This is a genomic window from Desulfovibrio subterraneus (genome assembly GCF_013340285.1).
In the GTDB taxonomy this organism is placed as follows: domain Bacteria; phylum Desulfobacterota; class Desulfovibrionia; order Desulfovibrionales; family Desulfovibrionaceae; genus Halodesulfovibrio; species Halodesulfovibrio subterraneus.
The window spans coordinates 808,562-824,359 of sequence record NZ_BLVO01000013.1; the positions used below are offsets into that span (position 1 = coordinate 808,562).

The window sequence follows — 15,798 nt, forward strand, 5'->3', positions numbered from 1 at the left end:
GACCATATATAGAAACTGTAGTCTAGAACCTGCTCTAAATCCTCATCTCCTCTTGAGCAGCCAAGCCAGTAGCCGTTCTTGGTCTTATGAAAAGAACTCTGACTGCTTCCTGCTTTTCTCCTGGGAGCCTTAAGGGCACCAGTTCGCCAAGCCGATAGTGGCATCCACGTCAAGAGTGTCTCCCCCTCCCAGAAATGCGTTGGGGGGGGGCTGGGGTAGGGCCTGAAGTTGAGAAACTTAATGGTTCTTGTTGCGATTTGGGTGCGCCTTTTACAAATAAAAGAGCTAAGTGCAGGTGACATCTCTTATGATGGAAGGAGATACGGGAAAAGGACGAAGCGAAGTGATAGGGGGCTTTGGCCCATCCAATTGGGTTTGGGGCAGAATCGTTGAGGAAGCGTCTTTTACTTCACACGTTTACACTCTCCATCAACGAATTCTGGTAGGGAGATGGTAGGGAAACAATGTTTCACAGAAAAAGGGCTTACGACGATGTGTCGTAAGCCCTTGATTTCTTTGGTCGGAGAGACAGGATTCGAACCTGCGACCCTCTGGTCCCAAACCAGATGCGCTACCAACCTGCGCTACTCTCCGTTTGATGTAAGCGGTCTGATAGACGAAAGAGTTTGGGGTTGCAAGCAAAAAGTGGAATTTGGGAAGATGTAATGTGTTCAGGAAGCGACATTCTGTGGGGATTCCTTCTCAATCAAGGGGAATGCCGGATGAGAACAGGTGGATCAGTCTGGTTCAGGATCTGATGGTATGAGATGCAGCTTGTCTATGGCCTCATACAGGTCTTCAAGTTCGGAGGCCAACTGTTGCAGCATGGCAGAAGTAGCGAGGGAGCCGGTGATGGCATCCGTCATGTCTGAGGGGGATAGAGCCGCCAGTTGCTGCATAAGGTCTTCCAGTTCGCCGGCAAGCAAGACGATGCGCTCGGCTCCCACCGTGGCGGCAGCGCCTTTAAGGGCATGGGCTTCAATGCGTGCATTATTGTAATTGTTGTCGGCCATGTGTCCGGATATCCGGCGGAGCTTTTTGGGGGCATCCATCCTGAAAGCATCCAGAAGCAGGGCAAACAACTCCTTATCGTCTCCCAGACGGAGCAGGACGGGGTGGATGTTCAGAACGGGTGGCCGGTTCATCAGAATTCAATTCCTTTCTGGGCGGGAATTCCCTTCTTATAGGGATGTTTGATCTCAGTCATCTCGGTGACGAGGTCGGCTTCTTCTTCAAGCCATCGGGGGCAGCCGCGGCCGGAGAGTATCAAATGAGCATCCCGCTTGCGGGCCATGGCAATCAGGTCGCGCAGCTCTTCTTCTTTAAGCAGTTCTGACTGCAGTGCATACAGCGCTTCATCCAGCACCAGCATATCAACGCTGGCAAGCTGTTCCTTAGCCCAGTTGATCAGTTCTTCCGAAACGGCACGGTGAGAAGGATACTGATCGGGGCGGGTGAGAAACCCTTTGCCCTTGGCGTGAAAGCGTTCACCGAGCAGGTTTGCGAGCACGGTCTGTTCCCCTGCCTGATCGTTACGCTTCATGAACTGTCCAAAGGCAACAGTGAGGTTCTGCCCGATTGCACGGATGGCGATACCTATCGAAGCCGTAGTTTTGCCCTTGCCGTTGCCTGTGTTGACGAGAATCATGCCGGAAAGCTCCAGATGCCGGGGATGGAGGTGCCGCACGCCTTGCAGACGGGCGCACCTTTGAGAATTGCGCGATAGCCGGTCCGGCGGATTACAACGTTTCCGCAGGAAGGACAAGCCGTGTGCTCGGAAAAATGCCCATGCACGTTACCCAGATATACATGGGACAAGCCGCATTGTTTGCCAATCTCCCATGCACGTTCCAGACGTTCAAGCGGAGTGGGGGGCCTGTCTGTCATCATATATGTAGGATGAAAGCGGGAGATGTGCCATGGCACGTCCTTGCCGAGTTCGTCGCGGATGAAGCAGGCCATGTCGCGCAGTTCGGCATCGCTGTCGTTTGCCTCCGGTATGAGCAGCGTTGTAACTTCAAGCCACCAGCCCATGCGGACGATATGCTTCAGGTTGCGCAGCACAGGTTTGAGTTGCGCGCCGCAATGCTCGTGGTAAAATGATTCAGTAAAGGCTTTAAGGTCTATGTTGCAGGCGTGGATGAGCCCGTTCAGCGCATCCAGACATTCAGTACTCTGGAATCCGTTGGAAACCATGATATTCATGAGGCCATTATCAATGGCGCATGTTGCTGTGTCGGCCATGAGTTCATAGAATATTGTAGGCTCGGAATATGTGTAGGATATGGACCGCGCATTCAGACGTAAAGCTTCTTCCACGAGTATTGCGGGCGTAACAGGCTGTCCTTGCACCGGCCTGCCAAGGCGCGGGGGGGCTGAGAGAGTATGGTTCTGGCAGAAGGCGCAGCTGAAATTGCACCCCATGGTTCCGAATGAGAACGTTGTTGAGCCCGGCAATACGTGATACAGGGGTTTCTTTTCCACCGGATCAAGGTTTGCGGCGGCAATGCAATCATATGTCGCGGTGAGGAGCTCTCCGCCCTTGTTATGACGCACCCCGCACAACCCTTTATCTTCACTGCGGATGATGCACGAATGGGCGCAGAGTCTGCATTGAACAGCCCCGTCGTTCAGCGGCTTCCAGTGTTTTGCGGCATGCATGGCTGCAACCGGATTACTGGGACGTCCCGGGCTTCATGTGAAGCTTGGGCGTAATTTCTATGTTGATCACGGGCGGAGGCGTGTTACTATCAGTTCCGTTTCCGGAATTATTCTGAGGAGAGGGAGCAGAGCGCAGGATGGTGTCTCCGGTTTCCGGGTCTGTGCCGAGCTGCATTCCTTCTGTAAAGGTGCCCATGGTTTTGTCCTGCCGCTGGGTGTCGCCAGTACCCATGCTGGCAAAAACGGGTGCGGCAATGGTTAAACCAATAAGCAATGCGCATAGTGTGAAGCGCACGTTACAGGTCGCCGGACGGTTAACATTCTGGAATGCAAACCTTTTCCTTGTCATGAGAGTTCTCCTTGCTCTTTGGGCACTAAAAGCCTATGAAGGGCTTCCGAAAATCTCGAACCTACGCTGTTTAAGGAGCTATATACATGTCTGAAGATCGTGCTAGAGCGTACACCGAGGCGGGGGTAGATATCAATGCCGGCAACGCCCTGGTAAGCAGAATCAAGAATATTGTCGCCACAACGCACACCAACGGCGTTCTTTCGGATATCGGCGGATTCGGAGGTCTGTTCAAGCCGGACCTTTCCGGTATGGAAGATCCGGTACTGGTTGCTTCCACCGACGGCGTGGGAACCAAGCTCAAGCTGGCTTTTACATTTGATAAGCATGACACGGTCGGTATCGACCTTGTTGCCATGAGCGTGAACGATATTCTTGTTCAGGGCGCAAAGCCTCTGTTCTTCCTCGACTATTTCGCAACCGGCAAGCTGGATGTAGACAAGGCCCAGCAGGTTGTTGCCGGTGTGGCTGAAGGCTGCAAGCGCGCACGTTCCGCCCTGCTCGGCGGTGAAACCGCTGAAATGCCCTCTATGTATGCCGACGGCGAATACGATCTGGCCGGTTTTTGTGTCGGCATAGCTGATAACGCCCGTATTGTTGATGGTTCCTCCATCCGCGTGCATGACGTTGTTATCGGTCTTGCATCCACCGGTCCTCACTCGAACGGGTACACCCTCATCCGCAAGGTGCTCGACAAGAGCGGCCTCAAGGGTGATGACACGTTCCCCGGCACCGAGCGTACTGTTGCTGAAGTCCTTCTCGAACCCACTGCAATCTATGTGGAAACTGTCCGTAACCTGATGCGGGACTTCGAGATCAAGGGCATGGTGCACGTCACCGGCGGCGGATTCTACGATAACCTGCCCCGTGTGCTGCCCGCTACTGTGCAGGCAAACATCAATTTCGGCAGCTGGGATATCGAGCCTGTGTTCCAGTGGCTGAAAGAGCAGGGCGAGCTTTCATGGCCTGAAATGCTCCAGATCTTCAACACCGGCATAGGCTATGTGCTTATTGTCAGCGAAGATATCTGTGAAGAGGTCATGGGGCGCCTCGACGCGCTCCATCAGAAAGCGTGGGTGATCGGGAAAATCGAGCGCCGACAGCAGGATGACTCGGAACAGGTTCATGTGAACTTTCCTGAAGAAAACGAATGCAAATAGTATAAAGCCGGGGAAACCCGGCTTTTTTCTTACTCCTCCACTTGCCTCTTTGAGCGCTAACGCCTAGTTTGACCATGTTGCTTTAAGGCATATCTGCCGGATTGTCCGTTACAGGCACAGCTTCATGGAGGTTGGCGCCGCGCGGAGACTGGCGGAAACATAGTATGTAAAATAGATAATTCGCCATGAACAAAAAAATATACAATCCCAAAATGCTGTGCGCCGCTGCTGCACTGGCTTTGTGTTTCATTGGAAGCGCCGAGGCCCGTGTGGCCAGTGGCGAGTGGATGGACAAGCTTCCCGCGGGTAAGACCTTCGAGATTGCTCCGTTGCGTTCCAAGGATGAAGCAAAGCGTTTTGCCTTTGCAGATGCCGTGTTTGCGGAGGCTACGGAAATTTTGCGTAACGCCGGTTCCGATGAGCGCAAGGTGCTTCTTCAGGACTACCTGAAAGAACGGGCTTCGCATTTCATCATGAGTTATACTGAGCTCGGTGTGGAAAATCTGCCTGAGGGCAGCCGCCTCACCGTTGATGTTCATGTGAACCGTGACCTTCTGCGGCAGGAGCTCAAGCGTCTGGGCTTTTTTGCCACCGGCGCCACTCCTCTGGCGTACAGCCCCCAATATGGTGCTGTGCAGCCGGATACGTGGGAAACACTTGGAAGACTGCATGTTTTATACGGACTTACCCCAAGTTCGGCGGCCCCTCTTGAGCTGAAGCTCGATTATGCCGGCAAGGTGTGGACCGTTTCTCTTGTGGATCGCAGCGCGCCTTCCGCCGAGCCGTATTTTGCCACTGCCGATTCTCTTGATGGTGCATGGGGCAAGGTGTGGGGCAAGTATTTCGGCGGCATGAACGAAGACAAGGCTGTCACCGCTTCGGTTACTCTTACAGTGGACGGCTGGTTCACTCCCGACGGGGTGGAGGCCTTTGATACCATGCTGCAGGAGTGGTCCGACGTTCTGGATACGGTATCGCTGCAGGATGTTTCCATGGAAGCATCGGGAATATCCGGCCACTGGGCAGTGAATATTCTTGATGCGGACAAGCTGCGTGAGCGTCTGCAGGACTATACCTCGAAGCGGCGTTTGTCTTTTGCCCTGAAGGATAGATAGCTCTGCGCTTGCCGCAGGGCGGCTGTGTCAACGCTGTCATTGCGGCGTGCAATGCGGGGTAAAGCTCATTGAAATAGGTTGGCGGGAGTCGTTGAAAGAACTACCTGCCGGGCATGGCACTTGTCGCCGGTTGAAAGGAAGCATGTGAAACTGACTGATTGTTGTTTTATGAGTCAGCATCAAAAAACAAATCCCGAAGCGCGTCGTGCTTCGGGATTTGTTTTTGAGAAAAGTCCGTGCCGTGATTGTGTTAGGCGTCGTCGTCTTTCTTCTTGGAAGACGGAGTAACGTCGATTTCGTCAGGCTCGGTGGTTGCCTTCTTGAAATTCTTAATGGCTCGGCCGAGTCCACCGCCGATTTCAGGAAGCTTGTTGGCGCCGAAAACGATCAGCACCACAAGGAGAATCAACAGGATTTCTTGCATTCCTAATCCGAACATACATTGCCTCCGTGTAATATAGCAGCAGGCTATACACATAGGGGAACCTGAGGTCAAGGGAAACTACTGTTGGGAAAAAACCTTTTGTGCTGCTAACTATCTGTAATTGCAAGGTCTGGCGTCTTGGGGTACCATGGCGTCATATTCGTGAATAAGGAAGAGGAAGAGTATAATGCGACGTATAGTAGTTGTCAGTTCCGGGCTTGCGGGCGCAAAAGCCGCGACGCGCATAAAGCGTCTTGCCCCTGAGATTGAGGTAAATCTGGTTGTTCCATCCGGCGAAGAGCAGGGCAAAGAGAGCGGCCCGTTCGCCCGCATGGTTGAATCCCGTCAGGTTTCTGAAGCGCTGACCGAGGCGCGTCAGGTTGGCGTGATCAAGGCCAGTGAGGTGCAGTTCGATTTTGAACAGAGTCAGGTAAATGTGCGTTCGCAGCGCGGCCTTCTGCATATTCGTTTCAATGAGGTCGTTCTGGAGGTCGAGGCTTCGGCCCGCCTGCCCCGCAGCCTGCGTGCAGCTGGGAACGTTGTCCCGTGGCCTCTGGAAAATTGTTTTGTGCTCGATAGCTGGATTAACGAAACCCGGCCCGGCCGTGCTGTCGTTGTGGGTGGCAGTGTGGCTCTGGAACTGCTGGCGCCTCTGCTGGAGTCCGGTCTTTCCGTTACCTGGGTGCGCACTGCTGATGCGGCGTACGATGCCGACATGTGGGATGTCATCGAACGCCGCGTTACGGATTCCTCCAACGGCCGTGTGGTGGTTGAGGACTGGACAGACGTGCGGGTTGAGGCGCTTGTTCCCGTGCTTGCAGAAGACGGCTCAGTGCAGTCTTTACAGGATGGTCGTGGCGGCGAAGTAGCTGGCGACGTATTTTTCTGGACCATTCCGCAGCGGGCTCTGCATCCTATCATTGCCCAGCCCGGTGTCGAGCTTGATCCGTCCGGCCTTATTGCCGTGGACAGCCATTTCCGCAGCGGCCCCGAGGGGCTGTACATCATCGGCTCCGGCGTCTCTATGTCCCGCCTGCCGGGCAAGACTCCGGGTGCTCCCGTGCCCAGTGTGGCCATGGGCGAGGCTGCCGTGCTTGCTTCCGCCCGCGTGGTGGCGAATCATCTTGCCGGTTTTGTTGGCGAGAATGCTTCATGGCAGGGTGTTGCCGGCGTTTTCCGCAGCTGCGGGGCCGATGTAACCGCATGCAAGCTGGGCCTGACCATGGATGAGGCCAGAGTGGCCGGTTTTGAGCCCGAGTTTGCTTTGCTGCACAGTTCGGCCGCCCTGTATGGCAATGCCGATGCACCTGTCACGCTCAAGCTGGTGTGTGACAAGAATTCACACGTCCTGCTGGGTGCACAGGTTGTGGCACGCAGCTGTTGCGGTCAGGCTGATACCATTGCCAACAGTGTAAGCGTGGCCATGGCATCGTCCATGACGGTTGAACGCCTCTCCGTGCTCGACTTTGCGGGGGCCGGTGGCGAGATTCTGCACCGTGCGGCTTCCATTCTTTCCAACAAGCTCATGTACCGTTTTTACGGTATTTCGGCGGAAGAACTTATGGCTTCCAAGGAAGCCGGTGCCAACTTCTTCATGCTTGACCTGCGCGACAACGTGGCCTGGAAGGGTGGGCACATTCCCGAAGCCTACAATATTCCCTACACCCAGCTCAAAAAGCGTCTGCAGGACGAAGTGCCCAGATTCACTCCCATCGTGCTGATCAGCCGTTCCTCGGACGCAGCCTATTCCGCAGCCTGCCAGCTGTTCGGGCTGGGGGCCACCGATCTGTATGTGCTGGATGGCGGTATGGATATGTGGCCTTATGAGGTGATGAAAGGCTGATGCATTTGCAAGGGAAAACCCCCATGAATGTTCTTCGCATGCCCGGCGTGCATTGTGCGCTATATGCCGCCGGGCATTGCCTTTATGAAGAACGTCTGAATCCCGGCTATGAGCCTCAGTGGCGTTGTGCGGAGCTTATGCGGTTCATGGCGATGTATGATACATTGCTTGAGCAGTGCGAACGTTTCTCCCTGTCGGAGGAAGAGGTGGCCTCATTGTGGGAGAAGAGAGTGGCGGCAACTCGCGCTCCCGGAGACGGGTGTCCTACGTATGCTCCACGAACGGGCGGCTGCCCCGGCTGCCGCAAGCCTGCGGGTTCCTGTTCATCGCAAGGGAACACTTCCGATGGATCTTCTGCATCGGCGCAAACAATGAATGGGGAAACTGACACCACCTTCCCCGTGCAGGATTTCTCTTCCGTACTTGACTGTACCCGCAGCTTCGGCTCAGCCTGCATATTGCGAATGCCCCGCTGCGAAGGCGTGTGCGGCCATTTTGTCCGTCAAACCGGTTGATATTCTATAAGATGGTGACAACAATGACGAAGTTAGATGTTCCGTTGCTGCTGCATGTTCCCGGTCTGCAACCCGAATTTGCGAGTTCCCGCATGCCCGCAGGAGTGCGCTTCATGTCGCCGGGACTGCCCCGCACTGACGCCTCACCTTTCTGGGTTTCCGGTGAGCTGCCTTTTGCTCCGGCCGAGGCACGGGCCTGTCTGAACGAGATGATCAGTCTGGGAGAACAGTTCAGGAATACCCGCGATCTGGTTACTCTTGCCCTGCAGCCCCAGATTGATCCGTATGGCGGCAATGACTCGGTTCGGAAGGAAATGGCAGAACTGGAACATTTCGCCGCCACGGGCGAGTCTGTCGTCTCTGAAAAGGATCCCCTGCAATCTGAGGAGTCTCTGGTTGCTGTATCGGCCATTGCTGCGCAGAAGGCGCTGATTCTGGCATGGAATCTTGAATCCCGTGTTCATGAGCTGGCAGGGCTGCACGATACGCTTGCCAAGGCCGCCGGTTCCTTCAAGGGACTGGTGGGCGTGGACGATGAAGATCTTGATGAACTGCCGGGCCTGAGCAGAACCATGGGAACGCTGAACAGCGGTGCGGAAGACATATCGCGCATGAACTGGCGGACGGTGCTGTCTGCCGTGCTGCGGTTTGCCCCTGCTGATGCAGTGTTTGTCACCACGGATGAACGGCTTGTTTCGGCTTTAACCGAACTGACTGAAATTGTGCAGCCGGACGAAGATCTGGCTCAAGCGGGCGGGGTAGAAGGATTCGGCATGTGCCGGGTGCCTGCATGGACCCTGCTCGGACACGACAGTGCCCCTGCAGACCGTCCGTGGCTCGGACGTGAACTGCGGTTTCTGGTCTGTCATACCTGTTAGCGATTATTCAGGAGAAATGAGCGGTGTATGTAACTGCCCATAATCTGCGGGAAGCATATCCCGCCGGCGTTACCGGTATCATCTTCGATTGCGATGGTGTCATGTTCGACACTCGTGAATGCAATGTCCAGTATTACAATCTCATCCTTTCACGCATGGGGCTTGAACCCATGACAAAGGAACAGGAAGATTTCGTGCACGTGGCCACCGTGGTGCAGTCGCTGGAGTATATTGTTCCCCGTTCACGCTGGAACGAACTGCCAGAGGCCCGCAAGGCTGTTAATTATGTGCAGGAGATAATGCCGCACATGCGGCCGGAGCCCGGATTGTTTGAGCTGCTTGAAACACTGCGTTCCATGAACGTGCGCATGGCCGTGTATACCAACCGGACCAACACCATGGAGCTTGTTCTTGAGCGCTGGGGTATTTCCTCCTTCTTCTTTCCGGTCATGACCGCGCAGAAGGTGAAGGGCAAGCCGCATCCCGAAGGTGCGTTCAAGATACTTGAAGCGTGGGGGGCAAAGCCCTCTGACGTTGCTTTTATCGGAGACTCGACAGCGGACCAGCGGGCCGCGGAAGCAGCCGGTATTCCGTTCTGGGCTTTCAAGAATGAAAGTCTGCTGGCACAACGTCATGTTCCGGACTTCTGGAGTGTGAGGCGAGCCCTCATTCAATGGAATGGGGATACCTGCTCCCGTTAAACGGCTGTTTTGCTGTGGGATTGGAAAAAAACACGTCTTCTGCATTTTTTTGCTTGATTTCGACTTGCAGGAAATGGAAAGATGACCATTAAGGAGTATCTCCAGACCCCTCGTCGAGGGGGGGAGTATTCCAAGAATATTCGGAGGCTATATGGAGTTGCTTGCAGGAAATTTTCTCGGGGCCATCGCCGGAGTTATCAACGCGGTCCTTTCACTGTATTTCTGGATTGTTATAGCTTCGGCGGTGCTTTCTTGGGTTAACCCCGACCCCTACAACCCCATTGTGCGTATCATACGCAATCTGACGGAACCGGTTTTCTACAGAGTGAGAAAGCTGCTTCCGTTTACTAATATCGGCGGTCTTGATTTGTCGCCCGTGGTCATTCTGCTCGGGATTGAATTTATCAAGATGTTTCTCGTGCGTACCTTGTACCAGTTCGCCGGGCACATGTAGGAGGTAGGAATGTCTATCAGCCGTATTGATATCCTCAACCAGAAGTTTTCCCGCAGTCTGCGGGGCTATAGCCCGACAGAGGTGGACCGCTGCATGCAGGAGGCGGCCGATACCATTGGCCGGTTGAGTGAGGATAGGTCGTTGCTTGAGGCGCGGGTGACAGAGCTTGAGGCCCGTCTGCGTGATTTCAAGGACCGTGAGAATGCGCTGAGAGATACCCTGCTTACCGCCCAGAAGGTGACCGACGAGCTTAAGTCCACCGCCCAGCGCGAAGCGCAGCTCATCATTGATGCTGCCTATGCCAAGGCAGAGAACCTGATAAATCAGGGACACCAGCGGCTGGCCAAGATACATGAAGAAATCAATGCGTCCAAGAAGATGCGTGCGCAGTTTGAGATGAAGGTTCAGGCGGTCATCGATTCGCATCAACAGCTTATCGAGATGAACCGCAAGGAAGACGAGCAGCTGGATGCCATGGAGAAGAAGGTGGCATTTCTGAAGGCGAACAACGGGTAGGCATGGCCCTGCCGGAATATATTGTACCGGAGCCGGATGGCAGCCATATGCTGCTGGTCTGGGCACAACCCGGTGCCAAGAAGAATGAGGTGGTTGGCCTCCATCAGGGGCGTTTGAAGATACGACTTAACGCACCGGCTGTGGATAACAAGGCCAACAAAGCTCTCCTTGAGTTTGTCGCGAAGCTTCTGTCTGTTCGTGCCAGCCGCCTTGAACTGGTGGCAGGGCAAACGAGCAGGCAGAAGAAGATCCGTATAGAGTCAGCAGAAGAACCCGTGTGGAACTCGCTGATCACGGGTGTTGCTGAATAACCTCCAAAGGAAGGAGTAAGGCTTATGGAAGCACGTGACCTCGAATTACTTGAAAAGTATCTTCCGCAAGATCTTGAACTGAAGACCCTTTGGGATGAACACATCATCTACAAGAAAAAGCTCGAAAAACTCGAAAGCAAAATCGTACGCACTCCCTCGGAGGACAAGACTCTGAAGGAAATAAAAAAACAGAAACTGGAAGGGAAAACGCGGCTTCATGGAATACTGGACCGCTATCGCAACGCGGAGGGATAAATGGAACTGACTGGGGCCCAAATCCTGTTGGAAAGCCTTAAGATGGAAGGCGTTGATGTTCTGTTCGGCTACCCAGGCGGTGCCGTGCTGGATATTTACAACGAACTTCCCAGGCATGAGAGTCTGCGTCACGTGCTGGTGCGCCACGAGCAAGGCGCTGTGCACGCAGCAGACGGATATGCACGTGCGTCCGGGAAGGTCGGCGTATGTCTGGTTACCTCCGGTCCCGGTGCCACGAACACCGTTACCGGCATTGCCACGGCATACTGCGATTCGATTCCGCTTGTCGTGCTAACAGGACAGGTCCCAACCCCCCTGATTGGAAACGACGCGTTTCAGGAAGTGGATATCGTCGGCATCACCAGACCGTGCACCAAGCACAACTATCTGGTGAAGGACATAACCAAACTGGCTTCCACCATAAAGGAAGCCTTTTATCTGGCGCGCTCGGGCCGTCCGGGGCCTGTTCTTGTGGATATACCCAAGGATGTGCAAAACAGACTGTGCGAATTCAGGTATCCTGAAGAGATTAAAATGCGCAGCTATAATCCGACCTACAAGCCCAATCTGAACCAGCTGCGCCGTGCCGTGGAACATATCATGGTAGCAAAGCGGCCGCTGGTTTTTGCGGGCGGTGGGGTCATCACTTCCAACGCCAGTGCGGAGCTGGGCGAAATGGCCCGTTCGCTGCGCATTCCGGTGGTGGGCAGCCTCATGGGGCTGGGGGCTTTCCCCTGTGACGATCCGCTATGGCTGGGTATGCTGGGCATGCACGGAACGTATGCGGCCAACAAGGCCGTGAGCAATGCCGATCTGATCATCGCGGCTGGTGCGCGGTTCGACGACCGCGTGACGGGCAAGCTTTCCACCTTTGCTCCGGGTGCCAAGATCATTCATATCGACATAGACCCCACATCCATCCGCAAGAACGTGGAAGTGCATGTTCCTGTGGTCGGCGACTGCCGGCACGCCCTTGCCGGTATTCAGGAGATCGTCAACGCCCGCCTTTCTGAAAAAGACTGGCATGCAGAGCACGATGACTGGATATGTCAGGTGGGTGAATGGCGCACTGCGCAGCCGCTCACATATATCAAGAACGGTAAGCTCAAACCTCAGAAGGTGGTGGAAACCATTTTCGAGCTTACCAAGGGCGAAGCGATACTGACCACCGAAGTAGGGCAGAACCAGATGTGGACTGCCCAGTTCTACAAGTTCCGCAAGCCGAGGACACTGCTCACCTCGGGCGGACTGGGAACCATGGGATACGGGCTCCCCGCTGCAATCGGGGCGCAGATGGCCTTTCCCGACAAGCTGGTTATCGACATTGCCGGTGACGGCTCCATTCAGATGAACAGTCAGGAGCTTATGACCGCAGTGTGTAACCGTCTGCCGGTGAAAATTGTCATCCTGAACAACGGATTCCTCGGCATGGTCCGGCAGTGGCAGGAACTCTTCTACCAGAGGAACTACTGCAATACCTGCATGGACGCACAGCCGGACTTCGTCAAGCTGGCGGAAGCCTATGGTGCCTCGGGCTACCGGGTAACAGAGGAATCGCAGCTTGAGTCCGTTCTGAAGGAAGCGTTCTCAAACCCCAACACCTGCATTGTAGACGTGCATGTGGAAAAGGAAGAGAACGTGTACCCCATGGTGCCTGCCGGTGCCTCCCTTGAAGAAATGCTGCTGGTATAGGAGGTAACCATGCGTCACGTACTGTCGGTACTTGTCGAGAACGAACCCGGTGTGCTTTCCCGTGTGGCCGGCCTTTTCAGCGGTCGCGGATTCAACGTGGATTCTTTGAACGTTGCTCCCACGCTGGAAGAAGGCGTATCTCTTATGACTATTACAACCACCGGCGACAATCAGATAGTGGAGCAGATAGTAAAACAGCTCCGCAAGCTGGTTACGGTGATTAAAGTTGTTGACTTTCAGGACCTCGCTGCCGTAGAGCGAGAGATGGCGTTGATGAAGGTGTATGCGGAAGACAACCGCAGGGCCGAGATTCTGCGTATTGCCGATATATTCCGCTGCAAGGTAGTAGATGTGAGCATGAGTGAACTGACCATAGAAGCCACGGGAGACCATGGCAAGATTGAAGCGATCATCGCGCTACTATCGCGTTTCGGCATTAAGGAAATTGCACGGACCGGCACTGTCGCTATGCGCCGTTCCATGCAACCTGAGAGTTAGACAAGCACGCTAGGCAACCCGCCTGAGCGCCGGTCGGCTCTCAGGCGGGTTTTTTTATACCCTAACCTAAACGTGTGCGCCGTGCTCTGCACGGCAGGGAGTAGTAATGAAGGTTTATTATGAACAGGATGCCAACCTGGACGTCTTGAAGGGCAAGACCGTAGCCATCATCGGCTATGGCAGCCAGGGCCACGCCCACGCACAGAACCTGCGCGACTCCGGTGTGAACGTCATTGTCGGTCAGCGCCCCGGTGGCGCCAACTATGAGCTCGCCAAGGAACATGGCTTCGCACCCATGTCTGCCGCTGAAGCCGCCGCCAAGGCCGACCTGATCATGATCCTACTCCCCGACCAGAATCAGGCCGCTGTATATGAAAACGATGTAAAGCCCCACCTGACCGCCGGCAAGTCGCTGGTGTTCGCTCACGGCTTCAACATCCACTTCAACCAGATCGTTCCCCCCAAGGATGTCGACGTGTTCATGGTCGCCCCCAAGGGTCCGGGTCATCTCGTTCGCCGCACCTATACCGAAGGTGGCGGAGTTCCCTGCCTGTTCGCTATCCACCAAGATGCGACCGGCACGGCACGGGAGAAGGCTCTGGCCTATGCAAAGGGCGTAGGTGGTGCACGTTCCGGCGTTATTGAAACGACCTTCACCGAAGAAACTGAAACCGACCTCTTCGGTGAGCAGGCTGTTCTTTGCGGTGGTATCAGCGCCCTGATCAAGGCAGGCTTTGAAACGCTCGTGGAAGCCGGCTACCAGCCGGAAGTCGCGTACTTCGAATGTCTGCATGAAACCAAGCTTATTGTGGACCTTCTGTACGAAGGCGGCCTCGCCAAGATGCGTCATTCCATTTCCGACACCGCCGAATACGGCGACTACGTAACCGGACCCCGCATCATCACCGAGGAAACCAAGAAGGAAATGAAGCGCGTTCTGGAAGACATCCAGTACGGCCGCTTTGCACGGGACTTCATCCTTGAATCCAAGGCGAACTACCCCACCTTCACTGCACGTCGTCGTATCGAAGCGGCACATCCCATTGAAGAAGTGGGTAAGCGTCTTCGTGATATGATGCCCTGGCTCAAGAAGTAATTGAGTTCAGGAATAAGAATAAAAAAGCCGCTTCACCCGAAGCGGCTTTTTTTATGGTCGCAAGATCGCAAGGCCGTAAAATCGCAAGGTTGCACGGCTGTATGGTGGTTTAGTTGCAGGGTCGTTTGTTCGCGTAGTCATGTGATATTGAGATTGTTTGGTATTATGATCACGAAATCGTTTGGCCTCGTGAGCGTAGGTGATAGCCTTGTCAGCTTTGCCAGCGGTTGGCAGTGCCTCATTGGGTTTTGGCTCCGGCCCTTTGGTAGAACCTGTTTACAGGGGCGGAATTGAAGTTGTGCAGGTTGTTTCCTGTTGTCGCACTCTGCGTCTTGTAATGTTGCAATTGGAAGTATAGGGTCGTGGTTCTCTCGTTTCCAGCATCTTTTTCCGGAGTTAACATGAAGGCTGCCGATATCTTGCTCGCCGTGCTTGTGGCGCTTGTCTGGGGATTCAACTTTGTGGTCATCAAGGTAGGGCTGGGAGCGTTTCCCCCCATCCTGTTCGTGGCGCTGCGCTTCTTTTTTGCCGCCGTGCCTGCGGTATTCTTCATTTCTCGAAAGGGTATTCCGTGGCGATGGCTCGTTGCGCTCGGCGTGAGCTTGGGAGTGGTGAAGTTCGGCTTGCTGTTTGTGGGAATGAACATGGGCATGCCCGCAGGGCTTTCTTCGCTGGTGTTGCAGTGTCAGGCCGTGTTCACGTTGCTGATGGCAGCGTTGGTGCTGAAAGATGTTCCCACCAAATGGCAGGCGGGCGGAGTGATAGTCGCCTGTGCTGGTATGGGGCTGCTCATTTCCGACATGTCTGGAACGCCCAGTTTTACAGGCCTTATGCTGGTGATTGCCGCCGGTTTCTTCTGGGGCGTTTCCAACATCATCATGAAGAAGGTGGGGAAGGTGGATATGCTCTCGCTCATCGTCTGGATGAGTCTTGTGCCGCCGTTGCCTCTGCTTGGTCTTTCCGTAGTGATGGAAACCGGACAGTGGGAGGCCATAACGCAGATGACCCTCACAGGTGCCGGAGTGCTGTTCTATATCTCTATCATCTCGACTGTCTTTGCTTTCGCTGCCTGGGCGCAGTTGTTCAAGCAATATTCCCCCAATATGGTGGCTCCGTTCTCTTTGCTTGTGCCCATTTTCGGCATTCTCTCCGCCTCAGTCGTGCTTGGCGAAGAGTTCACAGCCATAGAAATGGCCGCATCCTGCCTCGTATTTTCCGGCATCCTTCTGGTTGTATTTGGCAACAGGGTTGCTGTGGCGTTCGCAAAAAGGAGTGTGCCACAATGATTTCATTTCTTTACTTATATAAGAAATATGTTATTTAGCCTCAT

At 54.6% G+C, this 15,798-nt stretch carries 18 protein-coding genes and 1 tRNA gene; 13 read left to right on the forward strand and 6 right to left on the reverse strand.

The annotated features are described in order from the left end of the window. Positions 1 to 517 precede the first annotated feature (517 nt). From HUV30_RS10435 to HUV30_RS10455, 5 genes are all read right to left on the reverse strand, one after another. A tRNA-Pro gene (locus HUV30_RS10435) sits at positions 518 to 594 on the reverse strand. 143 nt (positions 595 to 737) lie between these two features. Beyond that, a complete protein-coding gene (locus HUV30_RS10440) occupies positions 738 to 1,145 on the reverse strand; it encodes an Hpt domain-containing protein (RefSeq protein WP_174405366.1) in 408 nt (135 codons plus the stop codon). Next, positions 1,145 to 1,648 carry a cob(I)yrinic acid a,c-diamide adenosyltransferase gene (locus HUV30_RS10445; protein WP_174405367.1) on the reverse strand — a complete coding sequence of 168 codons (504 nt, stop codon included), beginning with the start codon at positions 1,646 to 1,648 and terminating at the stop codon, positions 1,145 to 1,147. Before HUV30_RS10445 ends, HUV30_RS10440 begins: the two co-directional genes overlap by 1 nt. Continuing rightward, a complete protein-coding gene (gene amrS / locus HUV30_RS10450) occupies positions 1,645 to 2,661 on the reverse strand; it encodes an AmmeMemoRadiSam system radical SAM enzyme (RefSeq protein WP_174405368.1) in 1,017 nt (338 codons plus the stop codon). The genes HUV30_RS10445 and amrS overlap by 4 nt, the downstream gene beginning before the upstream one ends. Positions 2,662 to 2,674: 13 nt before the next feature. Further along, a complete protein-coding gene (locus HUV30_RS10455; RefSeq protein WP_174405369.1) occupies positions 2,675 to 3,010 on the reverse strand; it encodes a hypothetical protein in 336 nt (111 codons plus the stop codon). 86 nt (positions 3,011 to 3,096) lie between these two features. On the opposite strand from HUV30_RS10455, the gene purM reads away from it, so the two are divergent. Then, positions 3,097 to 4,170, forward strand: a complete 1,074-nt coding sequence (gene purM, locus HUV30_RS10460; protein ID WP_174405370.1) for a phosphoribosylformylglycinamidine cyclo-ligase — start codon at positions 3,097 to 3,099, stop codon at positions 4,168 to 4,170. A 185-nt stretch (positions 4,171 to 4,355) separates the two neighbouring features. Next, positions 4,356 to 5,285 carry a hypothetical protein gene (locus HUV30_RS10465; protein WP_174405371.1) on the forward strand — a complete coding sequence of 310 codons (930 nt, stop codon included), beginning with the start codon at positions 4,356 to 4,358 and terminating at the stop codon, positions 5,283 to 5,285. A gap of 250 nt (positions 5,286 to 5,535) precedes the next feature. On the opposite strand, the gene HUV30_RS10470 is transcribed toward HUV30_RS10465, so the two are convergent. Beyond that, positions 5,536 to 5,724: a twin-arginine translocase TatA/TatE family subunit gene (locus HUV30_RS10470; RefSeq protein WP_174405372.1), complete on the reverse strand. Its 189-nt coding sequence runs from the start codon at positions 5,722 to 5,724 to the stop codon at positions 5,536 to 5,538. 172 nt (positions 5,725 to 5,896) lie between these two features. On the opposite strand from HUV30_RS10470, the gene HUV30_RS10475 reads away from it, so the two are divergent. The 11 genes from HUV30_RS10475 to HUV30_RS10525 all read left to right on the forward strand — a co-directional run bounded on the left by HUV30_RS10475 (position 5,897) and on the right by HUV30_RS10525 (position 15,754). After that, positions 5,897 to 7,552, forward strand: coding sequence for an FAD-dependent oxidoreductase (locus tag HUV30_RS10475; protein ID WP_174405373.1), 1,656 nt, complete (start codon positions 5,897 to 5,899; stop codon positions 7,550 to 7,552). Between the two features lie 538 nt (positions 7,553 to 8,090). Beyond that, positions 8,091 to 8,945 (forward strand): hypothetical protein, encoded by an 855-nt coding sequence (locus HUV30_RS10480; protein ID WP_174405374.1) that lies wholly within the window; start codon positions 8,091 to 8,093, stop codon positions 8,943 to 8,945. Positions 8,946 to 8,968: 23 nt separating this feature from the next. Further along, positions 8,969 to 9,646, forward strand: coding sequence for an HAD family hydrolase (locus tag HUV30_RS10485; RefSeq protein ID WP_174405375.1), 678 nt, complete (start codon positions 8,969 to 8,971; stop codon positions 9,644 to 9,646). 151 nt (positions 9,647 to 9,797) lie between these two features. Continuing rightward, positions 9,798 to 10,100, forward strand: a complete 303-nt coding sequence (locus tag HUV30_RS10490; protein ID WP_174405376.1) for a YggT family protein — start codon at positions 9,798 to 9,800, stop codon at positions 10,098 to 10,100. A gap of 9 nt (positions 10,101 to 10,109) precedes the next feature. Then, positions 10,110 to 10,616 carry a DivIVA domain-containing protein gene (locus HUV30_RS10495; RefSeq protein ID WP_174405377.1) on the forward strand — a complete coding sequence of 169 codons (507 nt, stop codon included), beginning with the start codon at positions 10,110 to 10,112 and terminating at the stop codon, positions 10,614 to 10,616. A gap of 2 nt (positions 10,617 to 10,618) precedes the next feature. Then, entirely contained in the window at positions 10,619 to 10,927 is a 309-nt protein-coding gene (locus tag HUV30_RS10500; RefSeq protein WP_174405378.1) for a DUF167 domain-containing protein, read from the forward strand. A 24-nt stretch (positions 10,928 to 10,951) separates the two neighbouring features. Next, on the forward strand, positions 10,952 to 11,182 hold the full coding sequence (locus HUV30_RS10505; protein ID WP_174405379.1) for a DUF465 domain-containing protein: 231 nt from the start codon (positions 10,952 to 10,954) through the stop codon (positions 11,180 to 11,182). Continuing rightward, on the forward strand, positions 11,183 to 12,874 hold the full coding sequence (ilvB, locus tag HUV30_RS10510; protein ID WP_174405380.1) for a biosynthetic-type acetolactate synthase large subunit: 1,692 nt from the start codon (positions 11,183 to 11,185) through the stop codon (positions 12,872 to 12,874). A 9-nt stretch (positions 12,875 to 12,883) separates the two neighbouring features. Further along, positions 12,884 to 13,372: an acetolactate synthase small subunit gene (gene ilvN, locus HUV30_RS10515; RefSeq protein WP_174405381.1), complete on the forward strand. Its 489-nt coding sequence runs from the start codon at positions 12,884 to 12,886 to the stop codon at positions 13,370 to 13,372. Between the two features lie 106 nt (positions 13,373 to 13,478). Beyond that, the gene (gene ilvC / locus HUV30_RS10520) at positions 13,479 to 14,468 is read left to right on the forward strand and encodes a ketol-acid reductoisomerase (RefSeq protein ID WP_174405382.1); all 990 of its coding nucleotides are present in this window, start codon (positions 13,479 to 13,481) and stop codon (positions 14,466 to 14,468) included. A gap of 401 nt (positions 14,469 to 14,869) precedes the next feature. After that, positions 14,870 to 15,754, forward strand: a complete 885-nt coding sequence (locus HUV30_RS10525; RefSeq protein ID WP_174405383.1) for an EamA family transporter — start codon at positions 14,870 to 14,872, stop codon at positions 15,752 to 15,754. The last annotated feature ends 44 nt before the right edge of the window (positions 15,755 to 15,798 follow it).

What these genes read in the sequence shown, in the direction of transcription:
- HUV30_RS10490 (WP_174405376.1), top strand. Translation starts at nt 9,798, where the DNA reads ATGGAGTTGCTTGCAGGAAATTTTCTCGGGGCCATCGCCGGAGTTATC.
- HUV30_RS10505 (WP_174405379.1), top strand. Translation starts at nt 10,952, where the DNA reads ATGGAAGCACGTGACCTCGAATTACTTGAAAAGTATCTTCCGCAAGAT.
- HUV30_RS10525 (WP_174405383.1), top strand. Translation starts at nt 14,870, where the DNA reads ATGAAGGCTGCCGATATCTTGCTCGCCGTGCTTGTGGCGCTTGTCTGG.
- HUV30_RS10440 (WP_174405366.1), bottom strand. Translation starts at nt 1,145, where the DNA reads ATGAACCGGCCACCCGTTCTGAACATCCACCCCGTCCTGCTCCGTCTG.
- amrS (WP_174405368.1), bottom strand. Translation starts at nt 2,661, where the DNA reads ATGCATGCCGCAAAACACTGGAAGCCGCTGAACGACGGGGCTGTTCAA.
- HUV30_RS10500 (WP_174405378.1), top strand. Translation starts at nt 10,619, where the DNA reads ATGGCCCTGCCGGAATATATTGTACCGGAGCCGGATGGCAGCCATATG.
- HUV30_RS10475 (WP_174405373.1), top strand. Translation starts at nt 5,897, where the DNA reads ATGCGACGTATAGTAGTTGTCAGTTCCGGGCTTGCGGGCGCAAAAGCC.
- HUV30_RS10455 (WP_174405369.1), bottom strand. Translation starts at nt 3,010, where the DNA reads ATGACAAGGAAAAGGTTTGCATTCCAGAATGTTAACCGTCCGGCGACC.
- ilvB (WP_174405380.1), top strand. Translation starts at nt 11,183, where the DNA reads ATGGAACTGACTGGGGCCCAAATCCTGTTGGAAAGCCTTAAGATGGAA.
- HUV30_RS10465 (WP_174405371.1), top strand. Translation starts at nt 4,356, where the DNA reads ATGAACAAAAAAATATACAATCCCAAAATGCTGTGCGCCGCTGCTGCA.
- HUV30_RS10480 (WP_174405374.1), top strand. Translation starts at nt 8,091, where the DNA reads ATGACGAAGTTAGATGTTCCGTTGCTGCTGCATGTTCCCGGTCTGCAA.
- HUV30_RS10470 (WP_174405372.1), bottom strand. Translation starts at nt 5,724, where the DNA reads ATGTTCGGATTAGGAATGCAAGAAATCCTGTTGATTCTCCTTGTGGTG.
- HUV30_RS10445 (WP_174405367.1), bottom strand. Translation starts at nt 1,648, where the DNA reads ATGATTCTCGTCAACACAGGCAACGGCAAGGGCAAAACTACGGCTTCG.
- purM (WP_174405370.1), top strand. Translation starts at nt 3,097, where the DNA reads ATGTCTGAAGATCGTGCTAGAGCGTACACCGAGGCGGGGGTAGATATC.
- HUV30_RS10495 (WP_174405377.1), top strand. Translation starts at nt 10,110, where the DNA reads ATGTCTATCAGCCGTATTGATATCCTCAACCAGAAGTTTTCCCGCAGT.
- ilvC (WP_174405382.1), top strand. Translation starts at nt 13,479, where the DNA reads ATGAAGGTTTATTATGAACAGGATGCCAACCTGGACGTCTTGAAGGGC.
- ilvN (WP_174405381.1), top strand. Translation starts at nt 12,884, where the DNA reads ATGCGTCACGTACTGTCGGTACTTGTCGAGAACGAACCCGGTGTGCTT.